Source organism: Pantoea sp. X-Soil-ISGK-259, assembly GCF_059730705.1.
The window spans coordinates 447,203-473,493 of record NZ_AP035986.1; the positions used below are offsets into that span (position 1 = coordinate 447,203).

Sequence of the window (26,291 nt, forward strand, 5' to 3'; positions counted from 1 at the left end):
TTTTCACCATGAAGTTGTTTGCCCGTGATTCCCATCTCGATTTATCTTTCCCGCATGTGATGGGCATTCTGAATGTCACGCCGGACTCCTTTTCAGATGGTGGTAAACATAACGCGCTGGTTGATGCGCTGACGCATACCAATGAGATGGTTAATGCAGGTGCCACCATTATCGACGTGGGCGGTGAATCAACCCGTCCTGGCGCTGATGAAGTGAGTGTGGAGGAAGAGCTGGAGCGGGTGATTCCGGTGGTCGAAGCCATCGCCCAGCGTTTCGAAGTCTGGATCTCAGTGGACACCTCTAAAGCCGAGGTTATCCGGGAAGCTGCGCGAGTGGGTGCTCACATCATTAATGACGTTCGTTCACTCACTGAACCAGGCGCGCTCGATGCTGCAGCCGCTACCGGACTTCCCGTCTGTTTAATGCATATGCAGGGCGAGCCGCGCACCATGCAGCAGGCACCGTTTTACGAAAACATCTTAAGCGAAGTGGACACTTACTTCGCTCAGCAGATTGCACGCTGTGAAGCGGCGGGAATTAAAAAAAAGCGGCTGATACTCGACCCGGGCTTCGGTTTCGGTAAAAATCTCAGCCACAATTATGAACTGCTGGCTCATCTGGGCGATTTTCACCACTTCGGTCTGCCGCTGCTGGTTGGGATGTCGCGTAAATCAATGATTGGTCAGCTGTTAAATGTCGGCCCATCACAGCGTTTAACCGGCAGCCTGAGCTGCGCGGTGATTGCTGCCATGCAGGGCGTGCAGATTATTCGTGCGCATGACGTAAAAGAGACGGCCGAAGCGATGCGCGTGGTCGAAGCGACCCGAAGAGCAAAAGGAGTATCATGAGTAATCGTAAATATTTCGGTACAGACGGCATTCGCGGCAAAGTCGGTGAAACCCCCATTACCCCCGATTTTGTCCTGAAGCTCGGCTGGGCCGCAGGTAAAGTGCTGGCGCGCCATGGTTCTAAGAAGATCATTATTGGTAAAGATACCCGTATCTCTGGCTACATGCTGGAGTCCGCGCTGGAAGCAGGCCTCGCTGCGGCAGGCCTGACAGCGGCGTTTACCGGCCCGATGCCGACGCCCGCCATCGCCTATCTGACCCGCACCTTCCGCGCAGAGGCGGGCATTGTGATTTCGGCGTCGCACAACCCGTTTGACGACAACGGGATTAAGTTCTTTTCCTCCGAAGGCACCAAATTGCCTGATGACGTTGAAGAAGCGATTGAGCTGGAGATGGAAAAGCCGATTACCTGTGTTGAATCAGCGCAGTTAGGCCGTGCCAGCCGCATCGTGGATGCCGCAGGGCGTTACATTGAGTTTTGCAAAGGGACATTCCCCAGCGAACTGAATCTGAATGGCCTGAAGATTGTGGTCGACTGTGCCAATGGCGCCACCTACCACATCGCGCCGAATGTATTGCGTGAACTGGGTGCGACCGTCATTGCTATTGGTGTCCAGCCAGATGGCATGAACATTAATAAAGAGTGCGGTGCAACCGATCTCAAACTGCTGCAGCAGCGTGTGCTGGCCGAGAAAGCTGATATTGGTCTGGCCTACGACGGCGACGGCGACCGTATCATGATGATTGACCATCTGGGCGACAAAGTGGATGGTGACCAGATCCTCTATATCATTGCACGTGAAGCATTGCGCCAGGGACAGTTACGCGGCGGTGTAGTGGGTACGCTGATGAGTAACATGGGACTGGAGTTAGCGCTGAAGCAGCTTGGCATTCCGTTTACCCGCGCCAAAGTGGGTGACCGTTATGTGCTGGAGAAGATGCAGGAGAAGGGCTGGCGTCTCGGTGCTGAGAACTCCGGTCATGTGATCCTGCTCGATAAAACCACGACCGGCGACGGTATCGTTGCAAGTTTGCAAGTACTTACTGCAATGGTGCGCAACCACATGAGCCTGCACGATCTCTGCAGTGGTATGAAAATGCTGCCGCAGGTTCTGGTCAACGTGCGCTTTTCAGGTGAACATGATCCGCTGCAAAGCGATGCCGTCAAAACCGTGACCGCGGAAGTGGAAAAAGCGCTGGCAGGTCGCGGACGTGTTCTGCTGCGTAAGTCCGGCACCGAGCCATTGATTCGTGTGATGGTCGAAGGCGAAAATGAGGCGCAGGTCACCGAACTGGCGAATCGCATCGCCGATCAGGTCAAGGCCGTTTAAAACCGCAACAGGCAGTCTGCAGAGTGTGGAACTGCCTGTAAAATCACCGGGATGGCGCTTTTTTCTGCAATCAGTTCGGGTAGTAAAAATTGCACTTGCAGAGATATGCGCCTTTGGTTAGTATTCACACCCGCTTCTGATGGGTGATGACGAGACTCCCCATCAATACTGGTGAAGCTTTAACTGTACGATTATCGTGCAAGGAACAGGTTGAATATGTACGAAGCTCTTTTAGTTGTTTTCCTTATTGTAGCTATCGCCCTCGTGGGTATGATCATGCTGCAGCAAGGCAAAGGCGCTGATATGGGAGCCTCATTCGGTGCAGGCGCATCCGGTACAGTGTTTGGTTCGTCGGGTTCAGGTAATTTCATGACCCGTACTACTGGCATTTTAGCGGCATTGTTCTTCATCATCAGCCTGGTTCTGGGTAATCTGAACAGCAATAAAGCGTCAAAAGGAAGTGAGTGGGAAAATCTTTCTGCGCCGGCGCAGTCTTCTCAACAGACTGAAAAGCCAGCTCAACCGGTTACACCGGGCAGCGATATTCCTAAGTAAGGTCGTCAGCACAACGAATCGTTGTGGTCAGTGCAGTGCCGTGGTGGTGGAATTGGTAGACACGCTACCTTGAGGTGGTAGTGCCCGATTGGGCTTACGGGTTCAAGTCCCGTCCTCGGTACCAAATCGTAGTATCACTTGCATTTTTTGCAGGTCTGGCGTATTATTCGCCACGTTTTCGGACGCGGGGTGGAGCAGCCTGGTAGCTCGTCGGGCTCATAACCCGAAGGTCGTCGGTTCAAATCCGGCCCCCGCAACCACTTTCCCTTTGAGTTCTTTTTCAAATATACTGTATGCATCGACGGACGCATTCACGGCTATTTTTTGAAAGAAAATTCTTTGGATGGAGTCCGGGCCGCATTGCGGCATACAGGGTCCAGTGATTAAAAGCCCCGAATATTCGGGGTTTTTTGTTATTAGCGAATCGTAATACTGGGCTATAGGCCCTTTTTTTATGTCTTGGGGGTGGGCTTGTCCACATTAGAGCAAAAATTGACAGAGTTGGTATCGGCTCCCGTAGAAGCGCTGGGTTACGAACTGGTTGGAATTGAATTCGTTCGTAGTCGCACATCTATCCTGCGCATCTATATTGATAGTGAAGATGGCATCAATGTCGATGATTGCGCCGATGTCAGCCACCAGGTAAGTGCGGTAATGGATGTTGAAGATCCTATTACTGTTCCTTACAACCTTGAAGTCTCTTCACCGGGACTCGATCGTCCTCTGTTCACCGCTGAACACTACACCCGCTTTATGGGTGAAGAAGTGAGCCTGGTGTTGCGTATGGCCGTTCAGAACCGCCGTAAATGGCAGGGAACCATCAAGTCAGTTGATGGCGAGATGATCACGGTGCACGTTGAGGGTAGCGATGAAGTGTTCGCGCTGAGTAATATTCAGAAAGCGAACCTGGTCCCCCACTTTTAAAAGTCCGGATTGAGGCTAACCAGGATGAACAAAGAGATCTTAGCTGTTGTAGAAGCCGTTTCTAACGAAAAAGCCCTGCCGCGTGAGAAAATCTTCGAAGCGCTGGAGAGCGCGCTGGCGACTGCGACCAAGAAAAAGTACGAGCAGGAAATTGAGGTACGCGTCAGCATTGATCGCCGCAGTGGCGATTTCGATACTTTCCGCCGCTGGGAAATCGTTGAAGAGGTAACACAGCCGACGCGCGAGATCACGCTGGATGCGGCCCGCTTCGAAGATGAAGCATTCAATCTGGGCGAATATGTCGAAGATCAGATTGAATCGGTCACCTTTGACCGTATCACCACCCAGACTGCTAAGCAGGTTATCGTGCAAAAAGTGCGCGAAGCTGAGCGCGCAATGGTGGTTGATCAGTTCCGTGAGCAGGAAGGCGAAATCATCACCGGTGTGGTGAAAAAAGTTAACCGCGACAACATTTCCCTCGATTTAGGCAGCAATGCCGAAGCGGTCATTCTGCGCGAAGATATGCTGCCGCGTGAAAACTTCCGCCCGGGCGATCGTATTCGTGGCGTACTCTACTCTGTACGTCCGGAAGCGCGTGGCGCGCAGCTGTTCGTCACGCGTTCCAAACCCGAAATGCTGATTGAACTGTTCCGGATCGAGGTGCCAGAAATTGGCGAAGAACTGATTGAAATTAAAGCAGCCGCCCGTGATCCGGGTTCGCGCGCTAAAATTGCAGTCAAAACCAACGACAAACGTATCGATCCGGTCGGTGCCTGTGTGGGCATGCGCGGCGCGCGTGTTCAGGCAGTTTCCAGTGAACTGGGTGGCGAGCGTATTGATATCGTGCTGTGGGACGATAACCCGGCACAGTTTGTTATCAACGCCATGGCTCCGGCCGATGTGGCGTCAATCGTGGTTGATGAAGATAATCACACCATGGATATCGCCGTAGAAGCTGGCAATCTGGCTCAGGCGATCGGCCGTAACGGCCAAAACGTGCGTCTCGCTTCGCAGCTGAGTGGCTGGGAGCTGAACGTGATGACCGTCGATGATCTGCAGGCTAAGCATCAGGCTGAAGCACATGCAGCGATCGATATGTTCACTAAACATCTCGACATCGACGAAGAGTTCGCCACCGTACTGGTGGAAGAGGGCTTCTCCTCGCTGGAAGAGCTGGCATACGTGCCAATCAACGAGCTGCTGGAAGTCGACGGCCTCGACGAAGAGACCATTGAAGCCCTGCGTGAACGAGCAAAAAATGCGTTAACCACCCTGGCACTGGCGAAAGAAGAGAGTCTTGGAAATCAGGAGCCCGCTGAGGATCTTCTGAATCTTGAAGGCCTCGATCGTGCGCTGGCGTTCCGCCTGGCGTCGAAAGGCGTTTGCACGCTGGAAGATCTCGCTGAGCAAGGTGTTGACGATCTGACGGATATTGAAGGCCTGTCTGATGAACAAGCCGGCGCGCTGATTATGGCCGCACGTAATATCTGCTGGTTCGGCGATGACGCGTAATAACAGGAAGGAACAGCATGACAGATGTAACCGTAAAATCGCTGGCCGCAGAAATTCAGACTCCGGTCGATCGCTTGGTACAGCAATTTGCTGATGCGGGTATCCCTAAGTCTGAAAATGACGCGGTGAGCCAGCAAGAGAAAGAAACCTTACTATCTCATCTGAACCGTGAACACGGTCAGGTCGGTTCAGCTAAGCTGACGTTGCAGCGTAAAACGCGCAGCACCTTGAATATTCCAGGCACCGGGGGTAAAAGTAAGTCGGTGCAAATTGAAGTCCGCAAAAAGCGTACCTATGTGAAAGGTGATGCAGAGTCTGAGCAAGCTCAGGCAGAAGCTGAAGCCGAGGCGCAGCGTGAAGCGGAAGAGCAGGCGCAACGCGAGGCTGAAGAAAAAGCCCGTCGCGAAGCTGAACAGAAAGCGCAACGTGAAGCCGAAGACAAAGCAAGGCGCGAAGCCGCTGATAAGGCCAAACGTGCAGCAGCGGAAAATGACAAAGTGACAAATCAACCTACCGACGAAGTGACAAAGGCTGCGCAATCAGACAAAGCCCGTCGCGAAGCAGAAGCTGCTGAACTGAAGCGTAAAGCTGAAGAAGAAGCGCGCCGTAAGCTGGAAGAGGCTGCCCGCCTCGTAGCCGAAGAAGCCCGCCGTCTGGCTGAAGAGAAATCAGCTGAATGGGAAAAACCGGAAGAAGAGGATAAAGGCGACTATCACGTCACCACTTCTACCCATGCCCGTCAGGCGGAAGATGAAAACGACCGTCAGGTTGAAGCAGGTCGTGCGCGTGCGCGGACGACTGCTAAAGCTGCGCGTCCGGCGAAAAAAGGCAACAAACACTCTGAAGCCAAAACTGACCGTGAAGAAGCGCGTGCGCAGGTTCGTGGTGGTAAAGGCGGCAAGCATCGCAAACCTAGCGCACTGCAGCAGGGCTTCAACAAGCCAGCGCAGGCTGTTAACCGTGATGTTGTGATTGGCGAAACCATTACCGTAGCCGAACTGGCTAACAAAATGGCAGTGAAAGGTTCTCTGGTCATCAAAGCGATGATGAAGATGGGCGCAATGGCGACTATCAACCAGGTGATCGATCAGGAAACTGCACAGCTCGTTGCCGAAGAGATGGGCCACAAAGTAACCCTGCGTCGTGAAAACGAGCTGGAAGAAGCGGTAATGGACGATCGTGATACCGATGCTGCGCAGGAGTCTCGTGCGCCGGTTGTCACCATCATGGGCCACGTCGACCACGGTAAAACGTCTCTGCTGGACTATATCCGCTCCACTAAAATCGCCTCTGGCGAAGCGGGCGGCATTACACAGCACATCGGTGCTTACCACGTTGAAACTGACAACGGTATGGTCACCTTCCTGGATACCCCGGGCCACGCCGCGTTTACCGCGATGCGTGCACGTGGTGCGCAGGCTACCGACATCGTTATCCTGGTGGTTGCAGCAGACGATGGCGTAATGCCACAGACTGTTGAAGCTATTCAGCACGCCAAAGCCGCGAAAGTGCCGGTTGTGGTTGCCGTGAACAAGTGCGATAAGCCAGAAGCGGATCCGGATCGTGTTAAAAACGAACTGACTCAGTACGGTATCATTCCGGAAGAGTGGGGCGGCGAAAACATGTTCGTGAATGTCTCTGCGAAAGCGGGTACCGGCATTGATGATCTGTTAAACGCTATCCTGCTGCAGGCGGAAGTCCTGGAACTGACCGCTATCCGTGAAGGTATGGCGAGCGGCGTGGTGATTGAATCGTTCCTCGACAAAGGTCGTGGTCCGGTTGCCACCGTGCTGGTACGTGAAGGTACGCTGAACAAAGGCGACATCGTTCTTTGTGGTTTCGAATATGGCCGTGTTCGTGCAATGCGTGACGAACTGGGTCGCGAAGTCATGGAAGCGGGTCCGTCTATCCCGGTTGAGATTCTGGGCCTGTCCGGTGTGCCGGCTGCGGGTGATGAAGCGACTGTGGTACGTGACGAGAAGAAAGCACGCGAAGTTGCACTCTATCGTCAGGGCAAATTCCGCGAAGTTAAACTGGCTCGCCAGCAGAAATCTAAGCTCGAGAACATGTTTGCTAACATGACCGAAGGCGAAGTATCTGAACTGAACATCGTTCTGAAAGCTGACGTTCAGGGTTCTGTCGAAGCCATCTCTGATTCTCTGCAGAAACTCTCCACCGATGAAGTGAAGGTGAAGATTGTGGGTTCAGGCGTCGGCGGGATTACCGAAACCGATGCGACCCTGGCGGCTGCTTCTAACGCCATTCTGCTTGGCTTCAACGTTCGTGCCGATGCCTCTGCGCGTCGCGTCATTGACGCAGAAAGCCTGGATCTGCGCTACTACTCTGTCATCTATAACCTGATTGACGAAGTTAAAGCGGCGATGAGCGGTATGCTGGCACCAGAGTACAAACAGCAGATCATTGGTCTGGCTGCGGTCCGCGACGTATTCAAATCACCGAAGTTTGGCGCCATTGCCGGTTGTATGGTGACGGAAGGTAACATCAAACGTCACAATCCAATCCGTGTCCTGCGTGACAACGTGGTGATTTACGAAGGCGAGCTGGAATCTCTGCGTCGCTTTAAAGATGACGTCAACGAAGTGCGTAACGGCATGGAGTGCGGTATCGGCGTGAAGAACTACAACGACGTTCGCGTTGGCGATATGATCGAAGTGTTTGAAATCATCGAAATTAAACGCACCATCGAGTAATAGACTGCTGATGTGTTGCAATTTGGGAGGCCTCTGGCCTCCCGAATTATTTGGGAGAAATAATGATGGCGAAAGAATTTGGTCGCCCGCAGCGCGTTTCACAAGAGCTGCAAAAAGAGATTGCGATGATCCTGCAGCGTGAGATTAAAGATCCACGTCTTGGCATGATGGTCACGGTGTCAGGCGTTGAAGTGTCACGCGATCTTGCCTACGCAAAAGTGTTCGTCACTTTCCTTAACGACAAAGATGAAGATGCCATTAAACATGGCCTGAAAGCGCTGAAAGAAGCGTCAGGTTATATTCGCATTCTGCTGGGTAAAGCGATGCGTCTGCGCATCGTGCCTGAGCTGACCTTCTTCTACGATAACTCGTTAGTTGAAGGGATGCGCATGTCCAATCTCGTCACCAGTGTTGTGAAGAATGATGCTGAACGTCGTGGTCCGGACGCCACTGGCGATGACGAGGAGGCGTAATGAGTCGTCCGCGTCGTCGCGGTCGCGACGTCCATGGCGTGTTGTTGCTGGATAAGCCACAAGGCGTCTCGTCGAATGATGTCCTGCAGAAAGTAAAGCGTATCTTCAACGCTAATCGCGCAGGACATACCGGCGCGCTTGATCCCCTGGCCACTGGCATGTTGCCAATTTGCCTGGGTGAAGCAACCAAGTTTTCTCAATATCTGCTGGATTCCGACAAACGCTACCGTGTGATAGCCCGACTGGGCGAGAGGACTGACACGTCAGACGCCGATGGCAACATCGTGCAGACGCGTCCGGTCAGCTTCAGTCAGGCCGAACTCGATAGCGCCCTGGAGAGCTTCCGCGGCGATACGCTGCAGGTGCCCTCAATGTTTTCGGCGCTGAAGCATCAGGGTCGTCCGCTGTATGAGTATGCGCGTCAGGGCATTGTGATCGAGCGTGAACCGCGTCCGATTACGGTCTATGAGCTGCAGTTTATTCGCTGGCAGGATAATGAGCTGGAGCTGGAAATTCACTGCTCCAAAGGCACCTATATCCGCACCATCATTGATGATCTGGGTGAAAAGCTGGGATGCGGTGCGCATGTCACCATGCTGCGTCGTGTGCAGGTTGCCCGTTATCCCTATGAAAGGATGGTGACGCTGGAGCAGCTCAATACCCTGCTGGCGGAAGCCACTGACGCTGGCATCTCACTGGAATCGCAGCTTGATCCGCTGCTGCTGCCAATGGACAGCCCGGCCTCTGATTTCCCTGAAGTGAATATCCCGACTGCCGTGGCAGATTTGTTCCGTCTGGGACAGCCAGTACAGGCGAGTAATGCGCCTGCACAGGGACTGGTCAGGGTATCAGAAGGCGAAGCGCGTAAGTTTATCGGCATGGCAGAAATTGCCGCTGATGGGCGTCTTGCGCCGCGTCGTTTAGTGGTTGAGTATCAGGATTAAGTCGTGCGGCCACTTTTCGCTGATGGGGCATTTGCGTTGCTATCAGGCGCAGAGTAGAATAGTGCGGCTTTAAAGCGGGATGCTGAATTAGAGATCGGCACCCATACATTCATTTATTACCGGAGTTTATTATGTCTCTAAGCGTAGAAGCTAAAGCAGAGATCGTTGCTAAATATGGCCGTGGTGCTAACGACAGCGGTTCAACCGAAGTTCAGGTTGCCCTGTTGACCGCGCAGATTACCCATCTGCAGGGTCACTTCTCTGAGCACAAAAAAGACCACCACAGCCGCCGCGGTCTGCTGCGCATGGTATCTCAGCGTCGTAAGCTGCTGGACTACCTGAAGCGTAAAGACGTTGCACGCTACAGCAGCCTGATCGAAAGTCTCGGTCTGCGTCGCTAAGTCTGAAAAATCTGATCGTCGGGGCATTATGTGGTTTTTTGCACTGTGTGCAGCTTACGATCAGATTTGTGCGAGTTTCGTGAAGAGGGGGCCTTTATGGCCCCTTTTTTCGAGCAATCGGCAGCAATCCGGTCCAAACTGATGTATTGTTGCTTAGTGTGATCTTTAGTTTGCAGAATTTCGCGCGGCTAATGAGAGGCTTTACCGCAGAGGCGGTCGAGGGTTGTCATTAGTCGCGAGGATGCAGCTGAAGATTGGTAATCAATGGCGGGCTACAGATAGCCATGCCCCGAAGTTAAGGACTTTGACTTTGCTGAATCCGATCGTACGCAAATTCCAATATGGTCAACATACCGTCACGCTGGAAACCGGCATGATGGCTCGCCAGGCGACTGCCGCTGTAATGGTGAGCATGGACGATACTGCAGTGTTCGTCACTGTTGTAGGTCAGAAAAAATCTAAACCAGGTCAGGACTTCTTTCCACTGACCGTAAACTATCAGGAGCGTACTTACGCTGCTGGTCGTATCCCAGGCAGCTTCTTCCGTCGTGAAGGCCGTCCAAGCGAAGGCGAAACGCTGATTTCGCGTCTGATTGACCGCCCGATTCGTCCACTGTTCCCGGAAGGCTTTGTTAATGAAGTCCAGGTTATTGCAACCGTGGTTTCTGTTAACCCACAGGTTCACCCGGACATCGTTGCGATGATGGGTGCTTCTGCCGCGCTGGCGCTGTCAGGTCTGCCGTTCAATGGCCCAATCGGTGCAGCGCGCGTAGGGTATATTAACGATCAATATGTTCTGAACCCAACTGCAGATGAGCTGAAACAGTCTCGTCTGGATCTGGTTGTTGCGGGTACGCAGAATGCCGTTCTGATGGTTGAATCTGAAGCTGAGATCCTGTCAGAAGAGCAGATGCTGGGCGCTGTGGTCTTTGGCCACGATCAGCAGCAGATTGTTATCGAAAACATCAATGCCCTGGTTGCAGAAGCTGGCAAACCACGCTGGGACTGGCAGCCAGAAGCGGCTAACACCGCACTGATTTCTCGTGTTGCTGCCCTGGCAGAAGCGCGCATCAGCGATGCTTACCGCATCACTGACAAGCAGGAGCGTTACACGCAGGTTGGCGTCATTAAAGACGAAACCATTGCTGCTCTGCTGGCTGAAGATGAAACGCTGGATGGTTCAGAAATCGGCGATATCGTGCATAGCCTCGAAAAAACCGTCGTTCGTACCCGTATCCTGAATGGCGAGCCACGTATCGATGGCCGTGAAAAAGATATGATCCGCGGTCTGGACGTGCGTACTGGCGTATTGCCACGTACCCATGGTTCATCACTGTTCACCCGTGGTGAGACGCAGGCGCTGGTTACGGCCACGCTGGGTACAACCCGCGATGCGCAGAACCTGGATGAGCTGATGGGCGAGCGTACCGACAGCTTCCTGTTCCATTACAACTTCCCTCCGTACTCTGTCGGCGAAACCGGCATGGTAGGTTCGCCTAAGCGCCGTGAAATTGGTCACGGTCGTCTGGCGAAACGTGGCGTGTTAGCCGTTATGCCAAAAGCGGAAGATTTCCCTTACACCGTGCGTGTAGTGTCTGAAATCACCGAATCTAACGGTTCTTCTTCAATGGCCTCTGTCTGTGGTGCTTCACTGGCGCTGATGGATGCAGGTGTGCCAATCAAAGCCGCCGTTGCGGGTATCGCAATGGGTCTGGTGAAAGAAGATGAGAAGTTTGTGGTTCTGTCTGACATCCTGGGCGATGAAGATCACCTGGGCGACATGGACTTCAAAGTAGCCGGTAGCCGTGAAGGTATCACCGCGCTGCAGATGGACATCAAAATCGAAGGCATCACGCGTGAAATCATGCAGGAAGCGCTGAACCAGGCTAAGGGTGCGCGTCTGCACATCCTCGGCGTTATGGAACAGGCTATCAGCACACCGCGTACCGAGATTTCTGAATTTGCTCCACGCATCTACACCATCAAAATCAGCTCTGACAAGATCAAAGATGTGATTGGTAAAGGCGGCTCAGTGATTCGTGCACTGACCGAAGAGACCGGCACAACGATTGAAATTGAAGATGACGGCACCGTTAAAATTGCTGCGACCGATGGTCTGAAAGCGAAAGAAGCGATTCGTCGTATCGAAGAGATCACTGCAGAAATCGAAGTGGGCCGCGTTTACAGTGGTAAAGTGACCCGCATCGTTGACTTCGGTGCCTTCGTCGCTATCGGTGGTGGTAAAGAAGGTCTGGTTCACATTTCACAAATCGCTGATAAGCGCGTTGAGAAAGTGACTGATTATCTGCAGATGGGTCAGGAAGTGCCGGTTAAGGTGATGGAAGTTGATCGCCAGGGCCGCGTACGTCTGAGCATCAAAGAAGCGACAGAATCTAAGCCGCAGACTGAAGAAGCTGCAGCGGTGATTACACCTGACGCGGAATAAGACGTTGCTGGTTTGCCCCTCTTTGCCTGGCAGAGAGGGGCGTTTGTATCATCGCGAGGGCGGGAATCCTTGTGCACAGCAGGCGGATGACAGGATGGTTATCCCAATGTTTGTATTCGGGAGTGGGAAATGAAGCCTTTTCTGCGCTGGTGTTTTGTTGCGACAGCTTTGACGCTGGCAGGATGCAGCAACTCCAATTGGCGTAAGAACGAAGTTCTTGCAGTGCCTTTACAGCCCACACTGCAGCAGGAAGTGATACTGGCGCGCATGGAACAAATTCTTGCCAGTCGCGCTCTCACCGATGATGAACGCGCACAGCTGTTATATGAGCGCGGAGTGTTGTATGATAGTTTAGGTCTGCGGGCATTAGCGCGGAACGATTTTTCGCAAGCGCTGTCTATAAGACCAGATATGCCCGAAGTGTTTAACTACTTAGGCATATATTTAACGCAGGCGGGCAACTTTGATGCCGCCTATGACGCGTTTGATTCTGTACTTGAGCTTGATCCAACTTACAACTATGCGCATTTAAACCGTGGTATCGCCCTCTATTACGGCGGTCGATACAAGTTAGCGCAAGATGATCTGCTGGCGTTTTATCAAGACGATCCTAACGATCCTTTCCGCAGTCTGTGGCTCTATCTCGTTGAACGTGAGATGGATGCTGACAAGGCAAAAGTGGCGCTTCAACAGCGTTACGACAAAGCGGCGAAAGATCAATGGGGATGGAATATTGTCGAGTTCTACCTTGGAGATATCAACGAGAAAACGTTGATGGAAAGTCTCAAGGCGGACGCAACGGATAACACCTCGCTCGCTGAACATCTCAGTGAAACCAACTTCTATTTAGGTAAGTACTACCTAAGTCTGGGGGAGAAGGACGACGCGAAAGCGTTGTTCAAACTGGCGGTGGCCAACAACGTCAATAACTTTGTTGAACACCGATACGCATTGTTGGAACTGGCGCAACTCGGCCAGGCACAAGACGATTTATCAGAATCTGACCAGCAATAGCTGACGAACTTAATTTGCCTGTAAAACCTGTTAAGTCATCATCTTAAAGGATGAAGGCTTTTCTGTTCGTCAAAACTTTTAATTTGAGCCGGTTCACACTTTTTGATGAAAATGACTGAAAGTTTTCACGACGAGTTATGTAGACTGGCCGCCGCAATCTAAGAGGCACGTGTACTACATGACTGATATTCAAACCACTTTTGCTGACCTTGGCCTGAACGCCGACATCCTTGAATCACTGAATGGCATGGGCTACGTAAAGCCATCCCCAATCCAGGCTGAGTGTATTCCTCACCTGCTGGCGGGCCGTGACGTGTTAGGCATGGCGCAGACCGGGAGTGGTAAAACTGCGGCTTTCTCTCTGCCGCTGTTACACAACATTGATCCTACTGTTAAAGCGCCACAGATCCTGGTGCTGGCACCTACCCGCGAACTGGCGGTACAGGTTGCTGAAGCAGTTACCGAATTCTCTAAACACATGCGTGGCCTGAACGTCGTCGCCCTTTACGGCGGCCAGCGTTATGACGTGCAGCTGCGCGCACTGCGTCAGGGTCCACAGGTTGTTGTAGGTACGCCTGGTCGTCTGCTTGACCACCTGAAACGCGGTACGTTAGACCTGTCTAACCTGCGTGGTCTGGTGCTGGATGAAGCTGATGAAATGCTGCGTATGGGCTTCATCGAAGACGTTGAAACCATCATGGCACAGATTCCAGCGGATCATCAGACTGCGCTGTTCTCTGCAACTATGCCGGAAGCGATTCGTCGTATCACTAAACGCTTCATGAAAGATCCACAGGAAGTGCGTATTCAGTCAAGCCTGACCACGCGTCCTGATATCAGCCAGAGCTACTGGACTGCTTATGGTCGTAAGACCGATGCACTGGTTCGCTTCCTGGAAGCTGAAGACTTTGATGCTGCTATTATCTTCGTGCGTACTAAAAACGCGACCCTTGAAGTGGCAGAAGCGCTGGAGCGTAGTGGCTATAACAGCGCCGCGCTGAACGGTGACATGAACCAGGCACTGCGTGAGCAGACGCTGGAACGCCTGAAAGATGGTCGTCTCGACATCCTGATTGCAACCGACGTTGCGGCCCGTGGCCTGGACGTAGAGCGCATCAGCCTGGTTGTGAACTACGACATCCCGATGGATTCAGAGTCTTACGTTCACCGTATCGGCCGTACCGGTCGTGCCGGTCGTGCTGGCCGTGCGCTGCTGTTTGTTGAGAACCGCGAGCGTCGTCTGCTGCGTAACATCGAACGTACGATGAAGCTGACCATTCCTGAGGTTGAACTGCCTAACGCAGAACTGCTGGGTGAGCGTCGTCTGGCTAAATTTGCCGCGAAAGTACAGCAGCAGCTGGAAAGCAGCGATCTGGATCAGTACCGTGCTCTGCTGGCTAAAATGCAGCCAGAAGATGAAATGGATCTGGAAACCCTGGCAGCCGCACTGCTGAAGATGGCACAGGGCGAACGTCCTCTGATTCTGCCACCAGAAGCACCACGTCCTGCACGTCGCGAATACCGCGATCGTGACGAGCGTGATGGCCGCCGTGACAGCCGTGAAGCGCGTGGCGATCGTGCTCCGCGTGAAAACCGCGAAAGCCGTGATGGCGACCGTCCACGTCGCGAACGTCGTGACGTTGGTGAAATGCAGCTGTACCGCATTGAAGTAGGCCGCGATGATGGTGTTGAAGTTCGTCACATTGTTGGCGCTATCGCTAACGAAGGCGACATCAGCAGCCGCTACATCGGTAACATCAAGCTGTTTGGCACCCACTCAACCATCGAGCTGCCGAAAGGCATGCCAGGCGATGTGCTGCAGCACTTCACCCGTACGCGTATTCTGAACAAACCGATGAATATGCAGCTGCTGGGTGATGCACAGCCAAACGAAGGCCGTGGTGATCGTCGTCCAGCTGGCGGTGAGCGTCGTGGTCCAGGTGCTGGCGGTCCGGGCGCAGCTAACCGTGAAGGTGGTCGTCGCTTCTCTTCTGAACGCCGTGAAGGTGGTCGTGAAGGCGGTGGACGTACATTTAACCGTGAAGGTAGCCGTGGTCCACGTCGTGAAGAAGGCGCAGCTGCCGCTCCACGTCGTCGTGATGCATAACGACTTAGCGTCGTAGTAAAAAGGGAAGCCACTGGCTTCCCTTTTTTTATGCCCGTCAGGCACCGCCGCTAATCATGACGCGCTCTCCGCTGACATAGGCGGACTCCTCAGAGGCCAGAAAAAGCGCCACCTGCGCGACATCCTCTGGCAGACCAAAACGCCCCAACGGCGTAGCCGCCAGCAGCTGCGCTTTGAGCTGCGGACTCATCCTCTTCGCTGCCAGTAATCCCTCAGTCAGGATCATGCCAGGCGCCAGGGCGTTAACCCGTATGTTCCTGGCACCCAGCTCGCGCGCCAGTCCCTGAGTCAGGGTATCCACCGCACCTTTGGTGGCTGCCCAGAGTACGGAGCCCGGCGTGCTGTTTTTACTGTTAAGGGCGCTGAGGTTAATAATGCTGCCGCCGTGCGCGGGGAAGTGGCGAATCGCCTGCTGACAGACCATCAGCGTGCCGAGCAGGTTAACGTTAATTTGCTGCTGCATCTCCTCCTGTGTCAGCGCCTCAAACTCGCCGTGATGAAAGCTGCCTGCATTGTTCACCACAATGTCAGGTGCGCCGAAACAGTCTGCGGTGGTGGCGAACAGCCGTTCAACATCCCGCAGGCGAGAGATATCTGCCTGAACTGCCACGGCTTCACTGCCCAGGGTGACGATATCGCTGACTACGTCAGCGGCCCCGACTTCATCCTGACGATAATTGACCACGACGCGTGCGCCCGCTGCGGCAAAGGCGATAGCAATCGCCGCACCTATGCCTTTCGAGGCGCCGGTCACCAGTGCGATTTTGTTCTGCAGTGCTTTCATTATGTCATTCTCCGCCGTAATGATTGCGTCGAAAGACTATGCGCGCTGGTGCTGAGAAGCGGGTAGCGCAATCCTGCAAGCTTTTTGCACAATCCTGCAAAAGTGCCTTATCGCAACAGGTATTTGGCCGGAGGTCAGGTAATATCAGCACAGCGAGCAGGAGGGGGAAGAACAGAGTGACAGAGAGTGATAAGTGGCAGGCGCTGGCACAGTTAATTGCCCGTCATGCGCCGGAGGATGGCCGGCATTCCAGTGCCATCGATTGCTTGTTTTTTGGCCGGGTTTCAGCGCCCACTGAGCCCATGCACTTTGCTCAATGGGCCAGTTTTGCGCTGGTGGCGCAGGGCAGTAAAGCGCTGCATATGGGTGATGAGGTGCTGCACTATGGGCCGGGTGATCTGCTGCTGGTGACTCTCGATATGCCGGTACGCGCCTGCGTGACTGTCGCCACGCCGGAAAAGCCGAATCTGGGGATTGGTATTGCCATCAACGAATCCCGGCTGAGGCGCTATCTTGAAAAGTTTCCTCCCGCGCTGCCGCTGGCGATCGCACCTGATGAACGCGGCGTCACCGTACACAAAGTCTCACCTTTGCTGGTGGATGCGGTCATTCGACTGGTACGCCTGCTTGACCATCCCGAAGATATTGATGCTCTGGCTCCGCTCATTGAGCAGGAGATTTTCTACCGGTTGCTGACCGGGCCAGAAGGCTCGCGGATTTTAAACATGGCGCTGGCTGAGCGGCCGGGCAGTCGGGTGGCACAGGCTGCACGCTGGCTGCGGGAGAATTTTCATCAGCCGCTGAAAATCGATCAGCTTGCCAGTAATGTCGGCATGAGTATCTCTTCACTGCATCATCACTTCAAAGCCGTCACTGCCATGACGCCGATGCAATACCAGAAACAGCTTCGGCTGAATGAGGCACGGCGTTTAATGTTGGTTGAAAAGCTGGATGCCGGTACGGCAGGTTATCGGGTGGGGTATCAGAGCGCGTCACAGTTCAGCCGGGAGTATCGCCGCCTGTATGGGCAATCACCGGCGAGGGACAGCCGTGAACTGGCGGTGAGCACGGAGACCCGCCGCCCACCGCAAAACTGATTAGAGGCTGTTTGCCGCTTCCATCGCAATGGCAAAGGATTTGAGGCGCGCATCGCGGTTAAAAATCTGGCCGTTGACCATAATCTCATCCGCCTGGGTTTCACGCATCAGTGAGGCCAGCCCATGACGCACTTTATCAATATCGCCGACCAGTGACATGCTGAGTGCCTGCTGAACACCATATTGTTCTGACGGTGACCAGAGGTTATCCATGTTTTCAACCGGTGCCGGTAGCGGGCCCGGTTTGCCGCGGCGCAGGTTAATAAACTGCTGCTGCATTGAGGTAAACAGGAAACGTGCATCCCGCTCATTATCAGCGGCAACCACATTAATGCAGACCATGGCATAAGGTTTGTCGAGACGCGCCGATGGCTTGAAGTTCTCGCGATAGACGTGCAGGGCCTGGAACAGCTGGTCAGGCGCAAAGTGGGAGGCAAACGCAAACGGCAGGCCCATTTTTGCTGACAGCTGTGCGCTGTAAAGACTGGAGCCGAGCAGCCAGACCGGAATTTTCAGACCCAGACCGGGCACCGGTTGCACTGGCAGCTGCGCATCCGCGTCAGCATCGAACCAGTTAATCAGTTCAGCGACATCTTCGGGAAAGGTGTCGATGTGCATGTTGGCCTGATGACGGCGCAGCGCCATCATGGTGCGCTGGTCAGAACCTGGCGCACGACCTAAGCCGAGATCAATACGCCCAGGATAAAGGGAAGCTAGCGTGCCAAACTGCTCGCCGATGACCAGCGGCGCATGGTTAGGCAGCATGATCCCGCCCGATCCCAGCCTCAGGGTCTCGGTATTCGCCGCCAGATAGCCAATCAGCACTGACGTCGCGGCGCTGGCAATCCCTGTCATGTTGTGATGTTCAGCCAGCCAGTAGCGTTCGAAACCCAGTTTTTCCGCCTGACGCGCCAGCGCCAGTGAATTATGGAACGCATCCCGTGCGGTCGCGCCCTGTGGAATCGGCGCAAGATCCAGTACGGACAGGCGAAGAGGTTTTTTATCAGACATGACTACTCCCGTTGAATGGCGCAGGCATTAAGTGAAGGCCTGCACCATTAAGTATTACGCATCATTCCTTCTATTAAAACTGCTAACCTGTGCAGGAATATAGCCGGTATGTGCTTTTACTCAGGAGACCAGCGTCATACCCGCCAGTTTGCGCCAGTAACCGTTACAATCGCTGCCTTTCGCGACCATTAACGGTGCCTGGCCGTTTTCATTGGCGCGGAAACGGTCGATCTCCGCCAGCGTCGTGACACCCTGCGGCGAGAGCCGGACACAATCAACCCGATCGCGCATACCGGCCAGATCGTTACCCAGGTTATAGCAGTAGCCGCTCATGGTCTGAATGCCATTGAGGACGAACACCTGCTGTCCCTCCTGAGAGTTAACGCGACGGCCTGCTGGATAGTTGATGCAGCAGGTTTCGCAGTCATCTTTCGCGCGGTTTTCCGAGCGGGCGGTGAAGCAGCGCGCCGAGAGCGCCAGCGGCAGATGACCGTAGCCCAGCACCTCCACCTCAAATTGCTGCCGGATACCTCGTCTCTCGCACTGCTCCAGCAGCTGTAGCAGCCAGTCACGGGACATCTCCACCGGCATACACCAGCGCGTCATGCCCTCTTTGACCAGCAGTTGTAGCGTGTCAGCGTTATAGACATTCAGCGTCGGGCCCGCGACAAAAGGCAGGTGACGTTCAGCGGCCATATTGACCGCGCCGATATCATTAGCTTCAATCAGAAACTCGCCGTTCTCAACGTAACGCTGCAGCTCTTTCAGCTCAGAGGGTGACTGCAGCAATGCCAGCGTGCTCAGCACTACCTGTTTGCCGCTGGCCGCGACTTCGCGGGCCAGATCCATCCAGCGCGCATAGGGCGTGGCGCGGCGTTTACTGCACACCGCTTCGCCGAGATAGATAATATCTGCGCGACTGCGGACAGCCTGTTGATAGAAATCTTCCAGCGTATCGGTTGGCCAGTACCAGAGCACCGGCCCAAGGGCATATTGCATCATGACTCCTTATTGCCATTCACGGTGATAAGCACCCAGCGTGGTTTGCGTGCCTTCGGAGAGATCGCCCAGCGTCTGCATCCACTGCGGCGCGACGTCAAACTGTTCCGGCTGCGCTTTGCAGCGATCGATGGCCTGACGCCAGACGCGCGCCACGTCAGCAACATAGGCGGGACTGCGCTGACGGCCTTCGATTTTCACTGAGGCGATGCCTGCCCGCAGCAGTTCCGGCAGCAGTTCCAGGGTGTTGAGGCTGGTGGGTTCTTCCAGCACGTGATAACGCTGATTGTTAACCTCATAACGCCCTTTACATAGCGTCGGGTAACCTGCACTTTCGTCCGGCGCGTAGCGATCAATCAGCACTTCATTGAGACGTGACTCCATGCCCTTTGGCGTCTGCTGCCAGCGCACAAATTTCGCCGGGGAACAGGCGCCCGCGCTGTTAGGTGATTCGCCAGTCAGCCAGGAGGAGAGGTAGCAGCGGCCTTCGGCCATAATGCACAGGCTGCCAAAGGCGAACACCTCCAGCGGCACTGGCGTGCTGCGCGCCAGCTGTTTAACCTGATGAATCGACAGCACGCGCGGCAGCACGACACGTTGCAGATTGAAGTGGCGATGGTAAAAGCGAATCGCCTCCAGATTGGTCGCGGAAGCCTGGACAGAGAGATGACGTTCAACCTGCGGATAGTGCTTCGCGGCATATTCCAGCGTGGCGATATCGGCCAGGATCAGCGCATCGGCGCCGTTTTGCGCCGCCACATCGATTGCCCGCTGCCAGCGCCCCATACCATCCGGATGGGCAAACGTATTAATCGCCACATGCAGTTTGCGCCGATGCTGATGCAGATAGCGCGCTGCTTCAGCCAGCTTTTTATCGGTGAAATTCAGGCCCGCAAAGTGACGGGCATTGGTGTCATCTTTCAGTCCCACATAGACTGCATCAGCCCCATTCTCTGTGGCGGTGCGGACGGCGGGTAAATTTCCTGCCGGACAGAGCAGTTCCATAGATGTTCCTCTCAACATGCGATGGGCGTCGAGTCTAGGCATCTGATCCGGGCAGTGTTTTGATTTGGGGCAGTGAAATTCCAGTTCATCGGCCCTTGCGGCACTTTTTTCCTTGCCACCGCAGCCGTTTTTATTGATCTCAGAGGAGGCGCGCAGAAAAGGATATGGCAATATACGTAAAATTTTCTAAAGGGAGTGACGAAAGTGTTAGAGCGGATACATGCCCATTTTGTAAAAAACGGCCCTAAAATCTTAGGGTTACCCGCAGCACTCACCCCATTTCCGGTCAAACAGTTGATTCTGCAACAACTCTTAAACTGGCAATTTCGCCATGCTTTGGCTGAAGGTGAGTTAGACTTTCTGAACGGTCGCCTGCTGGGTATCGAGATTGCCGATCTCAATCTGCACTGGATCACCACGCTGCAGGACGGCCGACTGGCGGTATTGCAACAGTCCGAAGCGGATGTCTGGTTTCGGGGCAATGCCAATGATCTGTTGCTGGTGGCAGCACGTAAAGCAGATCCCGATATGCTGTTCTTTCAACGCCGGTTGGTGATTGAAGGTGACACTGAACTGGGACTTGAGGTGAAGAACGTAATGGATGCTATTGAACCTGAGGCTATGCCCACCGCGTTACGCACGGCAATTGAACAGATGGCGAAATTTATCGATGCCGGTATGAAACAGGACGCGAAGGCCGCACGGGCGCGCGCGGGTGCCGCATGTTGATCCGTAGCGAAATTGGTGTTGATGCCGCGGGCATCGACGCATTGCTCAAACGCTGCTTCAGCACCCCGGCAGAAGCGGAACTGACTCAGGCGCTGCGTGAAGATGGTCTGCTGACGCTCGGCGTGGTCGCCACTGATGAGGAAGGACAGGTGCTGGGTTATGCCGCTTTCAGTCCGGTCAGCGTTCAGGGTGAAGATCGCGGCTGGGTGGCTCTGGCACCGCTGGCCGTCGATGAGACGCTACGCGGCCAGGGTCTGGCCAGCAAGCTGATTTATGAGGGGCTGGATACGCTCAATGAATTTGGCTACAGCGCGGTCGTCGTGCTGGGCGATCCGGCGCTGTTCAACCGTTTTGGTTTTGAACCGGCGGCACGTTACGGTCTGCGCAGTCGCTGGCCGGGAACAGAGGCCGCATTCCAGGTCTACCGTCTGGCGGAGAATGCTTATGACGGCGCGGAAGGGCAGATCGACTACGCCGAACCCTTTAATCGCCAGCCGTAATACTCAGCCAGCTCTCCAGACTGATCGGCTGAGCCGCCACCAGCAGTAATTTCTGTTGGCGGGGCAGTTGCTTAACCTGATACTCCAGTCTGGAGGCGCTGGCACGATCGCCCGCTGCACAGTGAAACACCAGGTCCAGCGGACCTTTGCCGCGTAGCGCACGTGCGCCACGCCCGCTCTGGTGCTGAGCGACCCGGCGCACCACATCCGTGGTGATGCCGGTGTACAGAATCCCTTTCGCCGTGCGGACGATGTAGAGTTGCCACTGCTGACTCATCGCAATCATTTCCCAAAAAAAGGTGCCGGGCAGTGTAGCGCGCTTCACGCTCTGGTGCACCGCCAGGAGTTTATCTTGTCCGATCACGCCCATCTGGTTCGCTACCTCAGAAAGCAGCATGTGCTTTCACTCTGCTGTACCGCCGACGATCAGCTGTGGTGCGCTAACTGCTATTACGTCTTTGATGAGACGCGCATGGTCTTCTGGATCATGACCGAACCCGATACCCGCCATGGCGAGTTGATGGTGCAGAATCCGCAGGTGGCGGGCACCGTCAATGGTCAGCCCAGAAGTGTGTTGCTGATAAAAGGGGTGCAGTATCGTGGCCGGATTAAAAGGCTGGAGGAGGCCACAGAGCAGATTGCCAGAGCCGCTTACCAGAAACGTTTTCCGGTCTCACGCAAAGTGTCGGCACCGCTGTGGGAGATTGAGCTGGATGAGGTGAAAATGACGGATAATGCGCTGGGATTCGGCAAGAAAATTGCCTGGGTGCGGGAAAAATAGAAACGCCCCTTTCAGCTGAAAAGGGCGTATCGAGTTTACAGCGCTTCGAGGATCCGCAGGGATTCACGATTAAAGGCCGGTAAATCGGCCGGCGTGCGGCTGGTGACCAGCTTATCGCCGTCTACCACCACTTCTTTATCATGGAAGTCAGCACCGGCATTGATCAGGTCAATGGCAACGGCTTTAACCGTGGTCATCTTGCGACCGCGAACGCCATTCGCGCTGATCAGCAACTGTGGCCCGTGGCAAATGGCAAAAATGGGCTTGCCGCTGGCAACAAACTCTTTGGTAAAGGCCACGAAACGATCGTCGCCGCGCAGGGCGTCAGGCGAGTGACCGCCTGGCAGAAGCAGGGCGTCAAATTCAGCCGGGCTGACGTCATCGATGCTGCGATCGATGGTCACTTCCGCTTCGCCTTGCTTGCCTTTAACAACATTACCGGCTTGTTTCTCAATGGTAACCACCTCAAAACCAGCGCGTTTATACACTTCCGCAGGTGAAGTAAATTCTGAGTCTTCAAATTCATCGGTAATTAAAACCGCAACTTTCTTGCTCATCTTTTTCCTCCTGAAATTTGTGGAGCGCGAGGCGCGCTTTCCGGATAACGCTGTAAGTCTGGTCGCTGAGAGTCAGAACGCAAGCCAGCCCGTGAAGATCAGCTATCTTTTAACCTATACGCAGTGAAATAAGGACGAATCTGAGATGAATCGCGTATTACTGACCGGTGCAACCGGCTTAGTCGGGTCGCATCTGCTGCGCTTACTGATTCAGGATCCGCGCGTCGATGAAATCATCGCGCCAACCCGACGGCCACTGCCTGTGATGCAGAAAGTCGTGAACCCGGTTGAAGCCGATCTCACCGATGTGCTGGGGCCGCTGGACTGTTCACTGGATACGGTGTTCTGCTGTCTTGGCACCACGCGTAAGCAGGCGGGCAGCAAACAGGCATTCATCCACGTCGATTACACTCTGGTCGTGGACAGTGCATTGTGCGGATTACGCTTAGGGGCGAAGCAGATGCTGGTGGTCAGCGCGCACGGCGCCAGTCGTCACTCACCGTTTTTATATAATCGTGTTAAAGGTGAAATGGAGAATGCGCTGCGTCATCAGGGCTGGCCGCGCCTGACGCTGGTGCGGCCTTCACTGCTGCTGGGAGAGCGCAAGCAGAAGCGCGGCGGTGAAAGCCTGGCGGGGCCGCTTTTCGCGCTGCTGCCGGGTAACTGGCGCGCCGTGCATGCGCGCGACGTCGCGCGCTGTCTGCACCAGCAGGCTTTCACCCAGGGAGGTGAGAGTGTCACTGTCATTGAGTCAGGCGATATCCCGCGTCACTCAGCGTAACGGCCAGATAATCTGATTACGACTGCCGCGCCATTGCAGCGTGGCATCTTTCTCTTCTTCGACAAAGCGGCCATCGATCAGTACGTCGAGATAGTCCAGCACAGCGCGCTGCGCGCTGTTCAGCTCCTGCATCCGGTAACCGGTCCAGAGCCAGATATCTTTATCGGGGCACGCCTGCCGCACCCGTTTTACCAGACGGCGGATGTGCGGCACGTTTTGCGGATGCAGCGGATCGCCGCCGCTCAGCGACAATCCCTGGCGCGGAATGCGCGTATCCTGCAAATCCGCCAGCAGTTGCTCCTCCATCTCAAGTGTAAAGGGCACGCCGGAGTCGAGCCGCCAGGTGCTCTGGTTGTAGCAGCCGCGACACTGATGTTCGCAACCGGCGACAAACAGTGTGCAGCGGGTGCCGGGACCATTAATAATATCGACATCATAGTAGCGATGGATATGCATCATCCCAGCGGTCCCTCTTCAAGATGTTTTACCCGACGCTGCACTTCCTGCTGCTTACCGGCGTTAAACGGCCGTGCATCCGGACTGCCCAGATAGCCACAGACCCGTCGGGTGACAGAGACGCGCGCTGGATCGTGGTTGCCGCAGTTCGGGCAGGTAAAGCCGCGGCTGGTACAGGTGAACTCGCCGTTGAAGCCGCACTCGTAGCATTCATCAATCGGTGTGTTAGTGCCGTAATAGGGCACGCGGTCATAGCTGTAATCCCAGACATCCTCCAGCGCTTTGAGATTGTGCTGGACATTCGGGTATTCGCCGTAACAGATGAATCCGCCATTCGACAGCGGCGGATAGGGTGCTTCAAAGTCGATTTTGTCGTAAGGATTCACTTTCTTCTCAACGTCGAGATGGAAGCTGTTGGTGTAGTAGCCCTTGTCGGTGACGCCCGGCACCAGGCCAAACTGCGCGGCATCAAGACGGCAAAAGCGGTCGCACAGATTCTCGCTCGGCGTGCTGTAAAGGCTGAAACCGTAGCTGGTTTCCTCTTTCCAGCGCTCGGTGGCATTACGCATACAGGCGATAATCTCCACACCTTTAGCACGCAGCGCCGCGTCATCGTAAGGGTGTTTATGACCGCCGCTGAGTGCGTTCAGCGTTTCGTGCAGGCCGATATAGCCCAGCGACAGCGACGCACGGCCATTGCGGAAAACAGGACCAACTTCATCATCCGCATTCAGCCGGACGCCACAGGCACCTTCCATGTAGAGGATGGGCGCGACGCGTGCTTTGGTCTTCTCCAGCCGCGCGACCCGCGTCATGAGCGCCCGCTTAGCCAGCAGCAGGCGCGCATCGAGCAGCGTCCAGAAACGCACCTCATCGCCGCCTGCTTCCAGCGCAATGCGCGGCAGATTCAGGCTGATCACGCCGATATTATTGCGCCCTTCATGAATCTGCTCGCCATTCTCTTCATAAACGCCCAGGAAGCTGCGGCAGCCCATTGGGGTTTTAAATGAGCCGGTCACTTTCACCACCTGATCGTAATTGAGGATGTCGGGATACATCCGCTTGCTGGCACACTCCAGCGCCAGTTGCTTGATGTCGTAGTTAACGTCGCCCGCCCGGCGGTTAACGCCCTCGCGAATGCTGAACACCAGTTTTGGAAACACCGCTGTTTTGCGATTTTTACCCAGCCCCGCCAGTCGGTTGCGCAGAATTGACTGCTGAATCAGCCGCGCTGCCCAGTCAGTCCCCAGACCAAAACCAAAGGTGACAAACGGCGTCTGGCCATTGGCGGTGTGCAGGGTATTCACCTCATACTCCAGCGACTGAAAAGCGTCGTAGCACTCTTTCTCCGTACGCTGGCGTGCATACTCTTCTGCCTGTGGAATCTGCCACTGCTCAGCAATCGCCAGATGCCGGGTATAGCTCTGCTCAACAAACGGAGCGAGCACTTCATCAATGCGGTTTATGGTGGTGCCACCGTAAATGTGGCTGGCGACCTGGGCGATGATCTGCGCCGTGACGGCGGTGGCGGTGGCGATCGATTTAGGCGGCTCGATCTCAGCATTGCCCATTTTGAAGCCGTTGGTCAGCATACCTTTCAGATCGATCAGCATGCAGTTGAACATCGGGAAGAAGGGCGAGTAGTCGAGATCGTGATAGTGGATCTCGCCGCGCTCGTGCGCCAGCACCACATCGCGCGGCAGGATCTGCTGCTGCGCGTAGTGCTTTGCCACGATCCCGGCCAGCAGATCGCGCTGCGTCGGGATCACTTTGCTGTCTTTGTTGGCATTTTCATTCAGCAGCGCCGCGTTGGTCTGATCGACCAGGCCGCGAATGGCGTGATGTAACTGGCTCTGACGATCGCGAGCGACATCGCGATCGTGCCGGTATTCAATGTAAGCGCGCGCCAGCTGCGGGTATGGGCCCGCCATCAGCGTTTCTTCCACTGCACACTGAATCTCCCGGATATCCACTTCCGGACGATCGGCCAGCCGCAGGGCAACCTGCTCAGCGACCTGCGTGCACCAGGCCAGGTCATCGACCTCTGCTGCCTGTGCCGCCGCCGCGACGGCCTGCTCAATACGCTGCGCATCAAAACCCGTCCGACATCCATCACGCTTGATGACCACCGTCGCCATTTCTCTCTCCGTAAACTACATATAGGTGTTTGATGGATTCTATCCCCTACATGTAGTGATTGCTGCGAATTATTGCGTTCTGTTTTGACCTGAAACAAGGAAGATTCAACGCGGCAGGGCATGCCGACTGAGGTAAGAATCAGGTTTTGAGATCAGGTTTCCGGGTGAT

General features: G+C 54.8%; 26 protein-coding genes and 2 tRNA genes. 20 read left to right on the forward strand and 8 right to left on the reverse strand.

What is annotated here, in order from left to right:
• Positions 1–8: 8 nt before the first annotated feature.
• The 15 genes from folP (at position 9) to AC6I77_RS02110 (ending at position 15,266) form a co-directional block, all read left to right on the forward strand.
• Positions 9–848, forward strand: coding sequence for a dihydropteroate synthase (gene folP, locus AC6I77_RS02040; RefSeq protein ID WP_140033740.1), 840 nt, complete (start codon positions 9–11; stop codon positions 846–848).
• Positions 845–2,179 carry a phosphoglucosamine mutase gene (gene glmM, locus AC6I77_RS02045; protein ID WP_003851080.1) on the forward strand — a complete coding sequence of 445 codons (1,335 nt, stop codon included), beginning with the start codon at positions 845–847 and terminating at the stop codon, positions 2,177–2,179. The genes folP and glmM overlap by 4 nt, the downstream gene beginning before the upstream one ends.
• A 216-nt stretch (positions 2,180–2,395) precedes the next feature.
• Entirely contained in the window at positions 2,396–2,734 is a 339-nt protein-coding gene (gene secG / locus AC6I77_RS02050) for a preprotein translocase subunit SecG (RefSeq protein WP_003851074.1), read from the forward strand.
• A 37-nt stretch (positions 2,735–2,771) separates the two neighbouring features.
• Positions 2,772–2,858, forward strand: a tRNA-Leu gene (locus AC6I77_RS02055).
• Between the two features lie 59 nt (positions 2,859–2,917).
• Positions 2,918–2,994: transfer RNA gene (locus tag AC6I77_RS02060), tRNA-Met, on the forward strand.
• 211 nt (positions 2,995–3,205) lie between these two features.
• Positions 3,206–3,658, forward strand: coding sequence for a ribosome maturation factor RimP (gene rimP, locus AC6I77_RS02065; RefSeq protein WP_010251795.1), 453 nt, complete (start codon positions 3,206–3,208; stop codon positions 3,656–3,658).
• 24 nt (positions 3,659–3,682) lie between these two features.
• Positions 3,683–5,170, forward strand: coding sequence for a transcription termination factor NusA (nusA, locus tag AC6I77_RS02070; protein ID WP_003851070.1), 1,488 nt, complete (start codon positions 3,683–3,685; stop codon positions 5,168–5,170).
• A 17-nt stretch (positions 5,171–5,187) separates the two neighbouring features.
• The gene (gene infB, locus AC6I77_RS02075) at positions 5,188–7,881 is read left to right on the forward strand and encodes a translation initiation factor IF-2 (RefSeq protein WP_003851068.1); all 2,694 of its coding nucleotides are present in this window, start codon (positions 5,188–5,190) and stop codon (positions 7,879–7,881) included.
• A 65-nt stretch (positions 7,882–7,946) separates the two neighbouring features.
• Positions 7,947–8,354: a 30S ribosome-binding factor RbfA gene (gene rbfA, locus AC6I77_RS02080; RefSeq protein WP_033731320.1), complete on the forward strand. Its 408-nt coding sequence runs from the start codon at positions 7,947–7,949 to the stop codon at positions 8,352–8,354.
• Positions 8,354–9,298, forward strand: a complete 945-nt coding sequence (gene truB, locus AC6I77_RS02085) for a tRNA pseudouridine(55) synthase TruB (protein ID WP_003851064.1) — start codon at positions 8,354–8,356, stop codon at positions 9,296–9,298. The genes rbfA and truB overlap by 1 nt, the downstream gene beginning before the upstream one ends.
• 131 nt (positions 9,299–9,429) lie before the next feature.
• Complete coding sequence (gene rpsO / locus AC6I77_RS02090; protein WP_003851063.1) at positions 9,430–9,699, forward strand: 30S ribosomal protein S15; 270 nt, start codon at positions 9,430–9,432, stop codon at positions 9,697–9,699.
• A 310-nt stretch (positions 9,700–10,009) separates the two neighbouring features.
• On the forward strand, positions 10,010–12,145 hold the full coding sequence (gene pnp / locus AC6I77_RS02095) for a polyribonucleotide nucleotidyltransferase (protein WP_003851060.1): 2,136 nt from the start codon (positions 10,010–10,012) through the stop codon (positions 12,143–12,145).
• 129 nt (positions 12,146–12,274) lie between these two features.
• Positions 12,275–13,159, forward strand: coding sequence for a lipoprotein NlpI (gene nlpI / locus AC6I77_RS02100; RefSeq protein ID WP_003851059.1), 885 nt, complete (start codon positions 12,275–12,277; stop codon positions 13,157–13,159).
• A 105-nt stretch (positions 13,160–13,264) separates the two neighbouring features.
• Positions 13,265–13,321: a protein YrbN gene (gene yrbN, locus AC6I77_RS02105; protein WP_098053093.1), complete on the forward strand. Its 57-nt coding sequence runs from the start codon at positions 13,265–13,267 to the stop codon at positions 13,319–13,321.
• A 16-nt stretch (positions 13,322–13,337) separates the two neighbouring features.
• The gene (locus tag AC6I77_RS02110; RefSeq protein WP_003851058.1) at positions 13,338–15,266 is read left to right on the forward strand and encodes a DEAD/DEAH family ATP-dependent RNA helicase; all 1,929 of its coding nucleotides are present in this window, start codon (positions 13,338–13,340) and stop codon (positions 15,264–15,266) included.
• A gap of 55 nt (positions 15,267–15,321) precedes the next feature.
• Here AC6I77_RS02110 and AC6I77_RS02115 read toward each other — a convergent pair whose 3' ends face one another.
• Positions 15,322–16,068, reverse strand: a complete 747-nt coding sequence (locus AC6I77_RS02115) for an SDR family NAD(P)-dependent oxidoreductase (protein WP_003851056.1) — start codon at positions 16,066–16,068, stop codon at positions 15,322–15,324.
• 176 nt (positions 16,069–16,244) lie between these two features.
• On the opposite strand from AC6I77_RS02115, the gene AC6I77_RS02120 reads away from it, so the two are divergent.
• Positions 16,245–17,165 carry an AraC family transcriptional regulator gene (locus tag AC6I77_RS02120; protein ID WP_003851054.1) on the forward strand — a complete coding sequence of 307 codons (921 nt, stop codon included), beginning with the start codon at positions 16,245–16,247 and terminating at the stop codon, positions 17,163–17,165.
• Here AC6I77_RS02120 and AC6I77_RS02125 read toward each other — a convergent pair whose 3' ends face one another.
• From AC6I77_RS02125 to ubiU, 3 genes are all read right to left on the reverse strand, one after another.
• The gene (locus AC6I77_RS02125; RefSeq protein WP_008925426.1) at positions 17,166–18,176 is read right to left on the reverse strand and encodes a luciferase-like monooxygenase; all 1,011 of its coding nucleotides are present in this window, start codon (positions 18,174–18,176) and stop codon (positions 17,166–17,168) included.
• 120 nt (positions 18,177–18,296) lie between these two features.
• Complete coding sequence (locus AC6I77_RS02130) at positions 18,297–19,175, reverse strand: U32 family peptidase (protein ID WP_008925427.1); 879 nt, start codon at positions 19,173–19,175, stop codon at positions 18,297–18,299.
• Between the two features lie 9 nt (positions 19,176–19,184).
• Positions 19,185–20,180 (reverse strand): ubiquinone anaerobic biosynthesis protein UbiU, encoded by a 996-nt coding sequence (gene ubiU, locus AC6I77_RS02135; RefSeq protein WP_008925428.1) that lies wholly within the window; start codon positions 20,178–20,180, stop codon positions 19,185–19,187.
• Positions 20,181–20,384: 204 nt separating this feature from the next.
• Here ubiU and ubiT point away from each other — a divergent pair, with 204 nt between their 5' ends.
• Positions 20,385–20,909 (forward strand): ubiquinone anaerobic biosynthesis accessory factor UbiT, encoded by a 525-nt coding sequence (ubiT, locus tag AC6I77_RS02140; RefSeq protein ID WP_003851052.1) that lies wholly within the window; start codon positions 20,385–20,387, stop codon positions 20,907–20,909.
• Positions 20,903–21,409 (forward strand): GNAT family N-acetyltransferase, encoded by a 507-nt coding sequence (locus tag AC6I77_RS02145; protein WP_008925429.1) that lies wholly within the window; start codon positions 20,903–20,905, stop codon positions 21,407–21,409. The genes ubiT and AC6I77_RS02145 overlap by 7 nt, the downstream gene beginning before the upstream one ends.
• Here the strand turns inward: AC6I77_RS02145 and AC6I77_RS02150 are convergent.
• Positions 21,393–21,686 carry a GIY-YIG nuclease family protein gene (locus tag AC6I77_RS02150; RefSeq protein ID WP_033743118.1) on the reverse strand — a complete coding sequence of 98 codons (294 nt, stop codon included), beginning with the start codon at positions 21,684–21,686 and terminating at the stop codon, positions 21,393–21,395. The genes AC6I77_RS02145 and AC6I77_RS02150 overlap by 17 nt on opposite strands.
• Before the next feature lie 75 nt (positions 21,687–21,761).
• On the opposite strand from AC6I77_RS02150, the gene AC6I77_RS02155 reads away from it, so the two are divergent.
• Positions 21,762–22,190 (forward strand): YhbP family protein, encoded by a 429-nt coding sequence (locus AC6I77_RS02155; protein ID WP_039658932.1) that lies wholly within the window; start codon positions 21,762–21,764, stop codon positions 22,188–22,190.
• Between the two features lie 35 nt (positions 22,191–22,225).
• On the opposite strand, the gene AC6I77_RS02160 is transcribed toward AC6I77_RS02155, so the two are convergent.
• Positions 22,226–22,747 (reverse strand): type 1 glutamine amidotransferase domain-containing protein, encoded by a 522-nt coding sequence (locus tag AC6I77_RS02160; RefSeq protein WP_140033743.1) that lies wholly within the window; start codon positions 22,745–22,747, stop codon positions 22,226–22,228.
• Positions 22,748–22,892: 145 nt separating this feature from the next.
• On the opposite strand from AC6I77_RS02160, the gene AC6I77_RS02165 reads away from it, so the two are divergent.
• Positions 22,893–23,528 (forward strand): NAD-dependent epimerase/dehydratase family protein, encoded by a 636-nt coding sequence (locus tag AC6I77_RS02165; RefSeq protein WP_003851041.1) that lies wholly within the window; start codon positions 22,893–22,895, stop codon positions 23,526–23,528.
• On the opposite strand, the gene nrdG is transcribed toward AC6I77_RS02165, so the two are convergent.
• Entirely contained in the window at positions 23,520–23,984 is a 465-nt protein-coding gene (gene nrdG / locus AC6I77_RS02170) for an anaerobic ribonucleoside-triphosphate reductase-activating protein (protein WP_181162224.1), read from the reverse strand. The two genes, AC6I77_RS02165 and nrdG, sit on opposite strands and share 9 nt — an antisense overlap.
• Entirely contained in the window at positions 23,984–26,122 is a 2,139-nt protein-coding gene (gene nrdD / locus AC6I77_RS02175) for an anaerobic ribonucleoside-triphosphate reductase (protein ID WP_140033744.1), read from the reverse strand. Before nrdD ends, nrdG begins: the two co-directional genes overlap by 1 nt.
• Positions 26,123–26,291 lie beyond the last annotated feature (169 nt).